Source organism: Peribacillus simplex, assembly GCF_030123325.1.
Taxonomy (GTDB): Bacteria; Bacillota; Bacilli; order Bacillales; family DSM-1321; genus Peribacillus; species Peribacillus simplex_D.
On sequence record NZ_CP126106.1, the window covers coordinates 4,069,565 to 4,082,090 of the forward strand.

Genomic DNA, 12,526 nt, shown 5'->3' on the forward strand with positions numbered 1-12,526 from the left:
TTGCCTGCCATCATGGTTTACAATCAATCAACAAATTCAAATTCATATTCAAGGATACGGACAATATCGCCATTTGTCGCACCTTTTTGGCGAAGGCCTTCGTCGACTCCGAATGAACGAAGCTGTCTGGCGAAACGACGTACGGACTCTTCACGGGTGAAGTCAGTCATTTTGAATAGACGCTCGACCTTGAATCCTGATACGGCAAAGCTGCCATCGGATTCGCGTTCAATGTTAAATTCATCAGACTGTGATGTATGTTTATATAGAACCCGATGGATTCCAGTATTCTCTTCTTCATGGTCAAGAGGGAACTCAGGCGTTTCTTCGATTTTATCAGCAATTGCATAAAGAAGCTCACGGATCCCTTCACGGGTCACGGCAGAAATCGGGAAGACAGGATAGTCCTCTTCCAGCTTTTCCTTGAATGCCGCTAAATTATCTGCTGAGTCCGGCATATCCATTTTACTTGCAACAATGATTTGCGGACGTTCAGTCAAGCGCAGGTTATACTCTTCCAACTCTTTATTGATTGTTTGGTAGTCTTCAAATGGATCACGGCCTTCAAGACCCGACATATCGATTACATGAATGATTACCCTCGTTCTTTCAATATGGCGCAGGAATTGATGTCCAAGGCCCACTCCTTCTGAAGCACCTTCAATCAGACCAGGTAAATCGGCCATGACAAAGCTACGGTGATCTTCCGTTTCCACCATTCCAAGGTTCGGTACGATCGTCGTAAAATGGTATTCGGCAATTTTAGGCCTTGCTGCGGACACGACGGAAAGCAAAGTGGATTTCCCTACACTCGGGAAACCAACCAAACCGACATCAGCCAACAGTTTCAATTCCATGATGATATCGCGTTCCTGGCCCGGTTCGCCGTTCTCAGCGATTTCAGGTGCAGGATTGGCAGGTGTGGCAAAACGGGAATTTCCCCGGCCCCCGCGGCCACCCTTGGCGATGATGGCGCGCTGCCCGTGCTCAACCAAATCAGCAATGACTTCCTTCGTTTTATCATCAATGACAACCGTGCCTGGTGGAACCTTGATGACCATATCCTTTGCAGCCGCACCGTGCATGTTTTTGGACATGCCATGTTCTCCGCGAGGTGCCTTAAAGTGACGTTGATAACGGAAATCCATTAATGTACGCAAGCCCTCTTCCACTTCAAAAACGACATTGGCCCCATTACCGCCATCTCCGCCAGCAGGACCGCCTTTAGGTATGAATTTCTCACGACGATAAGCAACTATCCCGTTACCACCGTCTCCGCCTTTTACATAGACTTTCGTTTGATCGACAAACATGCTATCACTTCCTTGTTTTCTGCAAGTCATTTCTTGCTGTATACTTCTCTAAAAGTTAATATCCATCTTAAAAAATATTTCATCCTCATTACATTCAAGAATTTCAATCGATTGCTCGGCCGTCAATGAACTTTCCAAAAACTCGATCACTGGGGATTGATCAATGAACCTGCCTTGCATATGAAATGAACAGTGCATATCGCTCACTTCTTTTTTACACATGGAAACAGCCAGTATATTTTCAAAAAACGGATCCAGATTCTTATCCAGAATTTTAAAGAAATCGTTTGTCCAGCGATACATCAGCCCGTCCATCTCAGTTGAGCCTTCAAAAACATCAATGATTTCATATTCGCAATAAAAGGATCCATTATTCCAATTCGCCGTCAACAGCATCTCGGTGAATTTAGGTAAATTCAAACTGGAAAGGCGTGCTTCATTCTGGGTTTCAACAATGATTTCATCAATGATGCCCTTGACACGGTCGATTCTGTTCAACTCCAGATTCCCTTTGATTATTTGAATTTTATTCAGCCAGTCATGCCTGGTTTGACGCAGAGTTTCAATAGTCGTCCAATTTTTATCCATTATTAACACCTTCAATTATGATAAAGAAACTTTTTTCGGCTCTATCATGTTGAATACTTCCATTTGTACAGTATATCAAAAAAACAACAAACAGGAAATGAAGCTTGATTCACATGCCTTCACATGAAAGCCCCCGTCCAAAAAATACAGCCGCACACCCTGAGTTCTTTGGACGATGGTAGAGCCATTTGAACTAAAAAAGAGAATGGGCCTTATTTATGCACCAATTGGAGATATTATAGTTGAATTGGAGTGTCTATTCGGTTTAACCAAATCGGATGGATGAGTATTCTTGGATTTCCCCCCTGAAAGTTTAAGAAAGCCCGCCGATTGGCGAGCCATTTGTAAGTCAGAGGTTGTTTTCCTTATACTAATGACTAAAGTCTCCTGCCAAATGCTGGTTCGTTCCTATAGTATAAATAAAGGGCCGGACCCCTTCATCACTATATAACATACCATTATTAAAAATGACGCGGTATATAGTGTCTTGTAGAAGGAATCAGACCCTTTTGAGTCAGCCTCTGTTCAAAGATGCCAATTATGCTTCTTGTGCAACTGGATATACGCTTACTTTTTTACGGTCACGTCCGAAACGTTCGAATTTAACAACACCGTCTACTTTAGCGTATAGAGTATCGTCTCCACCACGGCCTACGTTCTCACCTGGATAGATTTTCGTTCCGCGTTGACGGTAAAGGATAGAACCACCAGAAACGAATTGACCATCTGCACGTTTAGCGCCAAGACGCTTAGATTGAGAGTCACGTCCGTTCTTTGTAGAACCTACTCCTTTTTTCGAAGCGAAGAACTGAAGATTTAATCTTAACATTTGTTCCACCTCCTATTGGTTGAGGATAATTTTCATGTATTTACCATAATCACGTTCGATGGTTTGCAGCGATACGAGCATGCCGTTCAAAAGAAGCTGAACCTTCCCTTCCGATTCCGGCGAAAGATTCCCCGGAATGACGCAGCGAAGATAGCCGCCCTCTCTCCCTTGCTCAATCTCAGGCTCTACGTCCGTTAAGGACATGATTGCATTGACTGCCCCGAAGGAAACAGCCGATACACCTGCACAAACGATATCAGAACCTTTTTTAGCAAAATTAGCATGTCCGCTTAAGGTGAACGAAGCAATCCGTTCCTGCGGAGCATCAAATACAACTTTAATCATCTAGAATCAGCCCTTACGCGTTGATTGCTTCGATAACAACTTTTGTGTATGGTTGACGATGACCTTGTTTTTTACGATTGTTCTTCTTCGCTTTGTATTTGAAAACAGTGATTTTCTTTTGCTTACCTTGTTTTTCGACAGTACCTGTTACAGTAGCGCCTTCAACTAGTGGAGCACCGACTTTCACGTCTTCGCCACCTACGAATAAAACTTTGTCAAATGTAACAGTTTCGCCTGCTTCTGCGTTTAATTTTTCAATGTAAACCGCTTCGCCAGCTGCTACTTTAATTTGTTTACCGCCAGTTTCGATAATTGCGTACATACTTGCACCTCCTTAAATGTCTCAGACTCGCCAATCACAGGCGTTTTACCAGAAAGGCAAAAGCTTAAAACCTGTTGTTGAGCGGTTGTAGCACGGGTGCTACAAACATAACATTAAAATCCTAACATGAAACAGGAAAGGCTGTCAATATATTTATTAGAATTCCCGTTCTTCACCCGAAAGCCCGCCCGATTTCCTGAATGCTTCCGAAACGCTTGATGGAATAGGCATTACCCGAACCTTGGATAAAAGATAGGAATATCTTTTTAGCGATCAATTCCTCCAGTGTCGGCCGATATGATTCTTTTTCGCCAAGCAGCACGTCCGCCACCGCTTTACTGACCTCCACCCAGACCGCTTCATCATCCGTCTTCCTGTGTTCCAGCAGTTCCCGTTCCAACCGGAAGGCCACCGTTTCCGGGCTCTCGATTTTTCCGCTTCCACTGCACACGGGGCATGGTACCGACATCATTTCACTTAAAGACGGGGAGGTTCGCTTTCTCGTCATTTGTAAAATGCCCAATTCCGTAAAGCCGATGACCTGGATTCGCTTCTCATCCCTCACCGCTTCCTTTTTGACGATATCGATGATTTCCTGCTCATGCCGTAAATTGTCCATATTGATAAAATCCACCAAGATGATTCCGCTGATATTCCTCAACCTCAGCTGACGGGCGACTTCTTTCGCCGCAGCCTGATTAACCGCAAACAATGTTGCTTCCTTCGCCACCTTGCCGGTGAACTTACCTGAATTGACATCGATTACGGTGAAAGCCTCCGTTTCTTCAAAAATTAAATAACCGCCATTCTCAAGCCAAACGATTTTCTTGGCCATTTTCTCAACTTGCGCTTCGACATTCCATTCGGAAAAAATATTCTTTGGACCAGATACATGGGATATTTCCCATTCCTTATGGTTTTCCAGTATCCACTTTCTCAGCTCCCGATAAGCCTCGAAATCATCGATGGCGAGTTCCCCTGTCGCCGTTCCCGACATTTCAGAAATGATCATGTCAAGGTATGCGTCCCTCTCATAGAGTATGGACGGGGCCTTAAGGGACGCAGCCTTAACTTCAAGCCCTTTATAGTGCTCCCGCAATCCAGCTAACCTGTCAAGGAATACCGATTCACTTTCGTTCTCCATCGAGGTGCGGACAATCAATCCCTCATCTGGATTTTTATACTGCAAGGCCGTTTCCCGCCACTGCTTTTGAAGATCCCCGTTTTTGAATTTCTTTGAAACACCAACATAATCTATTCCATGTATGTATACGAGGGACTCTGTTGAAAACTCGATCAGCCCAGTCAATTTAGCTCCTTTGGTGCCCGATTCATCCCGAGTCACCTGAACTAGCAGCTTTTCTCCCTGATGGACAAATTGACCGACGGATGCTTTCCCATCACTTTTTTTTGTCAGCTGGAAAGAGGGAATCTCGTCACGGTGTAAAAAACCATTCTTCTCTGCACCATAATCAACGAAGACGGCGTCCATTCCCGGTAAAACCTTCGTCACTTTCCCAAGATAAATATTGCCGACCGTACTGCGCTTTTGAGGCGGCATGATTTCAAGTTTACGTAGAACACCATTCTCTAGTACGGCCACTCTTTTTTCGCGTGAAGCTAGGTTCGCGATCATTTTTTTCATCAAAAAAATCCTCTCCTCAATTTGAAGAAAGGATAACATATTTAATAAGAATATAATAGGTCGCCGATCTTCCCGTTTGTCATTTTCTCGGAAAAATAGGCGTGAAGGATTTCCGTTTCATCCAACGAGCCGCTCTCTTTCCCGTTTTTCATGATGATGACGGGGTGTTTACAACCGCGTTGAAACAGTTCCAGCACTTTATAAATCGGTTCTTGTGAATCCACAGAGATCGGCTTCAGTTTCGCCAAATCATTCGTATGCCCGTAATGGCGCTGCAAAAGGAAGCGGATGAAAGCATAATACCTCTGCCGCCATTCCATGACGAGGGAGAGACTTATGAAAAAGATGATGAGCCAGATGTTCAAATTGAGCGGATCCAGAATGATCCAGGTCAAAAAAGCCAGGACAGCGAATACTGCAGAAAAGTGAAGTGTATGTTTCTGCGCTTCCAGAAAGGTGCAGTATAGGGATACACCGATGAATAGCAGACGTCCCCCGTCCAAGGGCCAAATTGGCAGCAGATTAAAAATCAGCAGCATAAGATTCATATACAAAAAGGGCTGATACAGCTCATATGGGATGATAGAAAAGAAATAGAGCAAAAAAGCTGCACCAATGAGCCAAACATGTTGAAGCGGACCGGCAAGCACCACCGCCAAATCCTCCTTCAAACTCTTATTTCCGTACTCCTCAGTCTCGACAGCCCCGCCAAAAGGAAGCAGCTGGATTGACTTTATCCGCCATTTGAAATGCTGGGCACAGATAGCATGCCCCATTTCATGGATGAAGACGATGAGCAACAGCATCATCATCTCTACGAAATGGGCAGTGAGAATGGCGATGCCAATGACAAACCACAATGTCGGATGCACCCTGATTTTAAACAGTAATTTCCCATATTCACTCAAAGGAAATCACCTTTTTTGGATCGACGAAAGAATCATTTTCTTTTATCGCCAAATAAAATCTGCCCTTGGATCCATCTTCACTTAGTGTTACCTGTCCGACTTCATTGCCCTTTTTTACGAACTCATACAATTTCACATCAATTCCTTCCAGCTGCCCATACCAGGATTCACTTTTATTGGCATGCTGAATGACGACTGTCTTTCCAATCCCCTCCTTTTCACCGGCAAAAATGACTACCCCTTCATTGACGGCCTCGACCTTTGAGCCTTTGCTCGTTTCCAATATGATTCCCTCACCGTTCGTCTCGAAGTTTTGGGTAATCTTTGCAGAGGCTGGCATTGCATATTCCTCATTCGAATCAACAGTTTCCTTATCGGCTTCATTCGGTAAAAATGCGATCGGTTTACCAAACGCACTTTCATACCAGTTGGAGATTGAAGCGAACTGAAATTCCTTGTTCATGTTCTCCGTGACAAAACTTCTGGCAGGGTCCAGCCGCACAGAAGGGTGTTTGAACATCACAGCGATAATCAGGAACAGGCATACACTGGCAAGGATTTTAAAGAAAAAATGTTCTTTCTTGAAGAGCGGATGATCTTTCTCGGAATACCCGTTATATGAATCAATCCCATATGGTTCCTCATTGTTGATCTCCGTCCAACTGCTGCCACCTGCCGGTTTATCATTGAACTTGCGTCTCTTGGCGATACGATTTCGGATATCTTTCCTGCGATCATCCATTCCAGATTCCCCCCCTGCTCATGTCAAAGCGCTATATTACAGCGTATGAGCAACTTGTCCAGACTATGACGGAGAAAAGATTTTCTTTCTGCACATCCCTGAAAAAATTTTTTTCAATGAAAAATCATCCGGAAACTTATGAATTTCCAAGGGGATTCGGGTTATCGATTCAGAAAATCGAATAATTGAGATTGATATTGTTCCCCGAAATTTGTTATAATAAAGTGGTTTTAACATTATTGAGGGGGAACATTTTTTTATGTCAATCGAAATAGGCAGCAAAGTACAAGGTAAAGTAACAGGTATCACTAATTTTGGAGCATTCGTAGAATTACCAGGAGGCTCAACAGGTCTTGTGCATATCAGTGAGGTAGCAGATAGCTATGTAAAAGACGTAAATGACCATCTTAAAGTAGGCGACCAAATTGAAGTAAAAGTGATTAGTGAGAAAGACGGAAAAACTGCCTTGTCCATCAAAAAGGCTATAGATAGACCCGAAGGGCAAACCTCTTCTTATACCAAACGCCCACCACGCCAAGGGGATAGCCGTTCCAAAGATTTTCGTTCAAAAAGCAATTTTCAACCAAAGGAAAATTTCGAAGATAAAATGGTTCGCTTTTTAAAGACTAGTGAAGAAAATTTATCGACTCTTAAACGCAGCACCGAATCAAAACGCGGCGGCAGAGGCGGAAGACGCGGATAACCCGCGCAGCATTTTTAGCATATAGATCAGGCAAGCCAGCATATGGCTTGCCTTTTTTATTTTGCAAGAAGCATAAAAAAAAAGCGAGGGCATCGAATGCTCCCGCTTCCTGACATAAGAATATGGATTTACCGCACGCTAAAGAATTTTTTCAATTTGGACATGAAGCCCTTTGGTTCGCTGCCAATTGGAGTCAAGGGCACAGATTCACCAAGGATCCTTCTGGCAATGTTCCGATAAGCAAGCGAAACTCTATTGTCCGGATTATAGGCAATGGGTTCCTTTTTATTCGCTGCGACAATGACTTGGTCATCATCAGGAATGACGCCGATCAGATCAATCTTCAGAAAATCGGCAACTCCATCGATATCCATCTCCTCATCCTCATGTAGCAAATGGCCGCGTATCCGGTTGATGATCAATTGAGGCGGTTCAATATGCTCTTCTTTTTCAAGCAAGCCAATAATACGGTCTGCATCCCTGACAGCCGGCCTCTCTGCAGTCGTAACGATGATTGCCTTATCCGCCCCAGCTATGGCATTCCTGAAGCCCTGTTCAATGCCTGCAGGGCAATCGATGATGACATAATCATAGTCAGGCTTCATATCGCTTATGAGTTTCCTCATCTGCTCTTCATTCACCACTGTTTTATCACTATTTTGCGGAGCCGGAAGCAAATAAAGCAAATCCTCGAAATGTTTATCCTTAATGAGCGCCTGGTGAATCTTACAGCGCCCTTCGACTACATCGACCAAATCATAGATGATGCGATTTTCCAATCCCATGATCACATCCAAATTCCGAAGACCAATATCCGTATCAATCAAGCAAACCTTCTTGCCTAGAAGAGCTAAAGATGTTCCTAAATTGGCGGAGGTGGTCGTTTTCCCGACACCACCCTTACCGGATGTTATAACTATTGCCTCTCCCACGATTAGAGACCCCCTTCTAATCTATTTAAATTAGGTCTATATTTCTTTAAGACTTGCAGTTTTTCTATAATGATATTTTCTTCTTCGTCCATGAAGGCACATTCCAAGTCATGTCCCCATTTCGTATATTGATCAGGAGATAAATTCACTTGTCCGGCAATGCGCAGCTGGGCAGGCTTCATGACAGAGGCAGCTATTATGGCCTCATTATTCCCTTTATAACCGGCATGGGCTATTCCCTTCAGCTGTCCCATGATATATATGTTGCCGCCCGCACGAACCGTTCCGTCGGGATTGACATCCCCAATTAAAAGTAAGTCTCCGGGAACTTCAAAAACCTGTCCCGACCTTATCACCTTGGTCACGGTCGTCACTTGGTTTTCATCTTTCCATCGTTTCGCTTCATCCTTCGTCAGGACATTCGAAATCATCTCATCCACGAAAAGCTTCTTCTTTTTATGGATGACCTCTTTAATCTGTTCTTCTTGTTGTTCATCAAGATAGCGGTTCCCTGTATGTACTTTCACGGAAATGGACGGGTCATTTTCTTGAAACTGATAGTTCGCCGAAAGCTTCACTTCTAACTCTTTCAATAATTCGGAAAATGAGCAAGAATCATCGAGATGAAGCATAAACCCGTCTTTTGTTCCCTTAATCATGACATTTTGCTGAATTCTTTTATTCATGACGTTTGTTTCACCTCAATGAAATATAATTCGACATAGGAAAACAAATTTCCTTTTTCTACGTACACGGAAAAGAGAAAATACATTTCCCACCTGCTTCTTAAGACACAGGAACGTTATTCCGTTTCTCCTTGCAAATCAAGCTTTTCAATCATTCTCTTTAAAGGATAGCAGCTGATGATAATGAATGCTAGATTCAATAATAATGTCGGAATCAATCTCCGTTCCGCAAATTCACCAAATCCCATATCTGCAAAAGATAGGATGATATTCATCTGAAAGATGACAACCTCTAAAACTGCCGTGAATAAAAGCGCAGTAAGGCAGGCAACCAATAGGTTATTTTGCAGGATTTTCATGCTTTTCGATATCAGATAGGCAAGAAAAGGCAGCAGGAACATGTAAATCCCCAGGATTTCCGTATATACAACATCATAAGTCAACCCTAGAATCGCCCCATAAAGCATACCCATTTTCCTGGATCCGTACATGGTCAGGAAAAAAACGAAAATCATCATGAAATGGGGCACGAGTATTTTATCGGAGCCGAATGCATCACCAGCGAACATTTGGGCGAAGATGCTTTCAAAAACAAAAAAAACCAAGGCTATAAAAGAAAGGATGAAATATCTCACTCAGCTTCATCCTCCCCTTCACTTTCTTGCGGTACACCGTCCACTTCACGCTGAACGACCATAACATTATTAATATCATAAAAATCCGTCGATGGTTCAATATATGCGGTCTGGTTCAAACCATATTGATCCACTTTGACATCGACAACTTTCCCGATCAGCAGACCTTTCGGAAAGATCCCTCCATAACCGGATGTGATGACCAATGAATTTTTCTTGATCTTCTTATCATATGGAATCCGTTTCATCAGCAAAAGGTTCTTCTTATCATCGAATCCTTCAATCAAGCCGTAAGCTTTATCATCACCTTGAACGATGGCTGAGACACGGTTGGCTTTATCGATCGAACTTAAAAGTTGAACCGAGGCCGTGAAATCCGTCGCTGATTTCACCTTACCGACTAACCCATTGGACGTGATGACTGCCATGTTTTTTTCTACCCCATTACGTTTCCCTTTATTGATCGTCAGCATTTCATGCCAGCGGTCGGGATTACGTCCAATGACCGTCGCCTGAGTGGGCGAATACTTCCGCAGGTCATCTTCTTTTTTGAGGTTATCGCGAAGTTCTTCATTTTCTTCCTTTAAATCTTGGACTTGGGTTTTCAATAATACATATTCATCCAAGCGGGCTTTCAATTTTTTGTTTTCATCGTATGTATGTTGAAGGTCTTTTAAGCCCCCTACAAAACCTGTTATACCCGATACTGGCTTATTAAACACATTTCCTACCCAGCCTGTCGTATCTTTCAGGAATTGCTCCGGCCAAGTTAACTCTTCTCTCTCCCTTAATGAAAAACCGATCAATGCCACGAGAACGATAATACTAACGAGCAAGAGAAGGAGCTTTTTATTAAAAAACTGTGGCATGGTATTACACCTCTATCTAAAAATTTACTCTATGGTTTTAAAATTACACTATTGATTTAATTAAACTGCAAAACATAAGAAAAACCGGCTCAAAATTGCACCTTTTGTTGAGCCGGCCCTATTTGAGAAGTAATGCTTATCGCGAATCTCTTGATTTAGTCTTGAATAAATGAATGTGATCCAGCGCTTTTCCCGTTCCGATCGCAACACAATCAAGCGGATTTTCAGCGATGATCACCGGCATTTGCGTTTCTTCACTGATGACTTTATCCAAATTGCGCAGCAAAGCACCCCCGCCTGTCAATACAATGCCTCTGTCCATAATGTCAGCGGCTAATTCAGGTGGTGTTTTCTCTAAAGTGTTTTTCACGGAATCCACAATTGCGGAAACTGTGTCGCTTAATGCTTTGGATATTTCCTCAGCTGTGATTTCGATCGTTTTCGGTAATCCAGTCAATAGGTCACGGCCGCGAATTTCCATGTTTTCTACGCCTTCCGTGTCTCCAGCAGAACCAATTTCCATTTTGATCGCTTCAGCAGTACGTTCACCGATCATCAAATTGTAGTTCTTACGGATGTAAACGATAATGGCATCATCCATTTCGTCACCGGCAATACGGATCGATTGGCTTGTAACGATTCCGCCAAGGGAAATGATTGCCACTTCCGTCGTTCCTCCGCCGATATCAACGACCATGCTTCCTGTAGGCTCCCAAACCGGAAGGTCCGCACCGATCGCTGCTGCAAACGGTTCTTCGATAGGATATGCGTCACGGGCTCCAGCTTGTCTAGCTGCATCGATGACTGCACGCTGCTCAACTGCCGTAATTCCAGAAGGCACACAAATCATGACATATGGCTTGTTGCCGAATACGCCCTTCTTTTGAGCTTCCTTCATATAGTACTTCATCATGGTAGCCGTCGTTTCATAATCGGCAATTACTCCATCCTTCATCGGGCGAAGGGCAACCACGTTACCAGGTGTACGGCCGATCATGTTTTTCGCATCGTTTCCGACTGCAACGATTTGCTTTGTATCTGTTTGCACAGCTACAACCGATGGTTCACGTACCGCGATACCTTTTCCTTTCACATAAACAAGCGTATTCGCCGTTCCTAAATCAATCCCTATATCTCTAGCGCCAATTCCAAACATTATGGTATCTCCCTTTCGTAAACAAAAATGCCTTTTTATAAGTTCAAATAATAATTTGTCGTTTTTTGACAATAAGACTCTTTGAAAAAGTTTCCTCTTTTAAAAATCATAAACAATATTATATCGTATCGTCAAAAATTTTGATAGTGTCATAAATAACCTTTTTCCTTCAAACTAACATATTTATGTTCCCCGATAATGATGTGGTCCAATACTTCAATCCCGATTATTTTACCACATTCGACTAACCTTTTCGTTACTTCAATATCTTCTCTGCTGGGAGAGGGGTCTCCGGAGGGGTGGTTATGAAGACAGATGATAGAGGCAGCGGACCTTTTGAAAGCCTCTTTAAAGACCTCGCGCGGATGCACGATCGAGGCATTGAGGCTGCCGATGAATACCGTAGTTTTTTGAAGCACTTGATTTTTCGTATTTAAATAGAGACAGACGAAATGTTCCTGTGATAAAAACCGCATTTCTTCCATGCAATAATTGGCTCCATCCTCAGGAGATCGAATCACATAACGGTCTTGATCATTCAAATTGTTAATTCTCCTGCCAAGTTCGACAGAGGCCAGGATTTGAATCGCTTTTGCTTCACCAATCCCTTTGATCACGGTCAGTTCTTCCACAGATGCTTCTTTTAGCAAGCGCAGGCCCTTAAAGGAATTGATGAGCCTGCCGGATAGTTGCAGGACTGATTCCTCCCTTGACCCCGTCCTGAGTAGCAAAGCAAGCAATTCCTGATTGGAGAGACTTTGCGGCCCGTCCTGCAGAAACCTTTCGCGCGGCCGCTCTTCTTTCGGGTAATCCCGTATTAGCATTTTTTCGCTCAAAAAATCAACCCTTCCTT

General features: G+C 43.3%; 15 protein-coding genes and 1 other annotated feature. Of the genes, 1 reads left to right on the forward strand and 14 read right to left on the reverse strand.

Annotation, left to right across the window (positions count from 1 at the left end; translation table 11 throughout):
- Nucleotides 1-23: 23 nt before the first annotated feature.
- The 8 genes from obgE to QNH43_RS19300 all read right to left on the reverse strand — a co-directional run bounded on the left by obgE (nucleotide 24) and on the right by QNH43_RS19300 (nucleotide 6,692).
- Entirely contained in the window at nucleotides 24-1,313 is a 1,290-nt protein-coding gene (gene obgE, locus QNH43_RS19265; RefSeq protein WP_283915296.1) for a GTPase ObgE, read from the reverse strand.
- A gap of 48 nt (nucleotides 1,314-1,361) precedes the next feature.
- A complete protein-coding gene (locus tag QNH43_RS19270) occupies nucleotides 1,362-1,901 on the reverse strand; it encodes a Spo0B domain-containing protein (RefSeq protein WP_283915297.1) in 540 nt (179 codons plus the stop codon).
- A gap of 538 nt (nucleotides 1,902-2,439) precedes the next feature.
- The gene (gene rpmA / locus QNH43_RS19275) at nucleotides 2,440-2,730 is read right to left on the reverse strand and encodes a 50S ribosomal protein L27 (RefSeq protein ID WP_034308845.1); all 291 of its coding nucleotides are present in this window, start codon (nucleotides 2,728-2,730) and stop codon (nucleotides 2,440-2,442) included.
- Between the two features lie 12 nt (nucleotides 2,731-2,742).
- Nucleotides 2,743-3,075, reverse strand: coding sequence for a ribosomal-processing cysteine protease Prp (locus QNH43_RS19280; protein WP_192205951.1), 333 nt, complete (start codon nucleotides 3,073-3,075; stop codon nucleotides 2,743-2,745).
- Between the two features lie 13 nt (nucleotides 3,076-3,088).
- On the reverse strand, nucleotides 3,089-3,397 hold the full coding sequence (gene rplU, locus QNH43_RS19285; protein WP_034308849.1) for a 50S ribosomal protein L21: 309 nt from the start codon (nucleotides 3,395-3,397) through the stop codon (nucleotides 3,089-3,091).
- A gap of 13 nt (nucleotides 3,398-3,410) precedes the next feature.
- Nucleotides 3,411-3,494, reverse strand: a sequence feature (ribosomal protein L21 leader region).
- Between the two features lie 75 nt (nucleotides 3,495-3,569).
- Nucleotides 3,570-5,042 (reverse strand): Rne/Rng family ribonuclease, encoded by a 1,473-nt coding sequence (locus QNH43_RS19290; protein ID WP_283918401.1) that lies wholly within the window; start codon nucleotides 5,040-5,042, stop codon nucleotides 3,570-3,572.
- 41 nt (nucleotides 5,043-5,083) lie between these two features.
- The gene (locus tag QNH43_RS19295; RefSeq protein WP_283915298.1) at nucleotides 5,084-5,950 is read right to left on the reverse strand and encodes a M50 family metallopeptidase; all 867 of its coding nucleotides are present in this window, start codon (nucleotides 5,948-5,950) and stop codon (nucleotides 5,084-5,086) included.
- Nucleotides 5,943-6,692: a M23 family metallopeptidase gene (locus tag QNH43_RS19300; RefSeq protein ID WP_283915299.1), complete on the reverse strand. Its 750-nt coding sequence runs from the start codon at nucleotides 6,690-6,692 to the stop codon at nucleotides 5,943-5,945. The genes QNH43_RS19295 and QNH43_RS19300 overlap by 8 nt, the downstream gene beginning before the upstream one ends.
- Nucleotides 6,693-6,951: 259 nt before the next feature.
- Between QNH43_RS19300 and QNH43_RS19305 the strand changes: the two genes are divergently transcribed.
- A complete protein-coding gene (locus QNH43_RS19305) occupies nucleotides 6,952-7,395 on the forward strand; it encodes a S1 domain-containing RNA-binding protein (protein ID WP_192205955.1) in 444 nt (147 codons plus the stop codon).
- A 128-nt stretch (nucleotides 7,396-7,523) separates the two neighbouring features.
- On the opposite strand, the gene minD is transcribed toward QNH43_RS19305, so the two are convergent.
- The 6 genes from minD to radC all read right to left on the reverse strand — a co-directional run bounded on the left by minD (nucleotide 7,524) and on the right by radC (nucleotide 12,497).
- A complete protein-coding gene (gene minD / locus QNH43_RS19310; RefSeq protein ID WP_034308862.1) occupies nucleotides 7,524-8,327 on the reverse strand; it encodes a septum site-determining protein MinD in 804 nt (267 codons plus the stop codon).
- A gap of 2 nt (nucleotides 8,328-8,329) precedes the next feature.
- Complete coding sequence (gene minC / locus QNH43_RS19315) at nucleotides 8,330-9,013, reverse strand: septum site-determining protein MinC (protein ID WP_283915300.1); 684 nt, start codon at nucleotides 9,011-9,013, stop codon at nucleotides 8,330-8,332.
- A 116-nt stretch (nucleotides 9,014-9,129) separates the two neighbouring features.
- Nucleotides 9,130-9,648: a rod shape-determining protein MreD gene (mreD, locus tag QNH43_RS19320; RefSeq protein WP_283915301.1), complete on the reverse strand. Its 519-nt coding sequence runs from the start codon at nucleotides 9,646-9,648 to the stop codon at nucleotides 9,130-9,132.
- A complete protein-coding gene (gene mreC, locus QNH43_RS19325) occupies nucleotides 9,645-10,517 on the reverse strand; it encodes a rod shape-determining protein MreC (RefSeq protein ID WP_283915302.1) in 873 nt (290 codons plus the stop codon). The genes mreD and mreC overlap by 4 nt, the downstream gene beginning before the upstream one ends.
- A gap of 136 nt (nucleotides 10,518-10,653) precedes the next feature.
- Nucleotides 10,654-11,673 carry a rod shape-determining protein gene (locus QNH43_RS19330; RefSeq protein ID WP_034308871.1) on the reverse strand — a complete coding sequence of 340 codons (1,020 nt, stop codon included), beginning with the start codon at nucleotides 11,671-11,673 and terminating at the stop codon, nucleotides 10,654-10,656.
- A gap of 149 nt (nucleotides 11,674-11,822) precedes the next feature.
- A complete protein-coding gene (gene radC / locus QNH43_RS19335; protein WP_053537324.1) occupies nucleotides 11,823-12,497 on the reverse strand; it encodes a RadC family protein in 675 nt (224 codons plus the stop codon).
- Nucleotides 12,498-12,526 lie beyond the last annotated feature (29 nt).

Bases quoted from the DNA above. Each gene is read 5' to 3' on its own strand.
- QNH43_RS19280 (WP_192205951.1), bottom strand. From the start codon at position 3,075: ATGATTAAAGTTGTATTTGATGCTCCGCAGGAACGGATTGCTTCGTTC.
- rpmA (WP_034308845.1), bottom strand. From the start codon at position 2,730: ATGTTAAGATTAAATCTTCAGTTCTTCGCTTCGAAAAAAGGAGTAGGT.
- QNH43_RS19330 (WP_034308871.1), bottom strand. From the start codon at position 11,673: ATGTTTGGAATTGGCGCTAGAGATATAGGGATTGATTTAGGAACGGCG.
- QNH43_RS19290 (WP_283918401.1), bottom strand. From the start codon at position 5,042: ATGAAAAAAATGATCGCGAACCTAGCTTCACGCGAAAAAAGAGTGGCC.
- QNH43_RS19270 (WP_283915297.1), bottom strand. From the start codon at position 1,901: ATGGATAAAAATTGGACGACTATTGAAACTCTGCGTCAAACCAGGCAT.
- rplU (WP_034308849.1), bottom strand. From the start codon at position 3,397: ATGTACGCAATTATCGAAACTGGCGGTAAACAAATTAAAGTAGCAGCT.
- QNH43_RS19300 (WP_283915299.1), bottom strand. From the start codon at position 6,692: ATGGATGATCGCAGGAAAGATATCCGAAATCGTATCGCCAAGAGACGC.
- mreC (WP_283915302.1), bottom strand. From the start codon at position 10,517: ATGCCACAGTTTTTTAATAAAAAGCTCCTTCTCTTGCTCGTTAGTATT.
- obgE (WP_283915296.1), bottom strand. From the start codon at position 1,313: ATGTTTGTCGATCAAACGAAAGTCTATGTAAAAGGCGGAGACGGTGGT.
- radC (WP_053537324.1), bottom strand. From the start codon at position 12,497: ATGCTAATACGGGATTACCCGAAAGAAGAGCGGCCGCGCGAAAGGTTT.
- QNH43_RS19305 (WP_192205955.1), top strand. From the start codon at position 6,952: ATGTCAATCGAAATAGGCAGCAAAGTACAAGGTAAAGTAACAGGTATC.
- minC (WP_283915300.1), bottom strand. From the start codon at position 9,013: ATGAATAAAAGAATTCAGCAAAATGTCATGATTAAGGGAACAAAAGAC.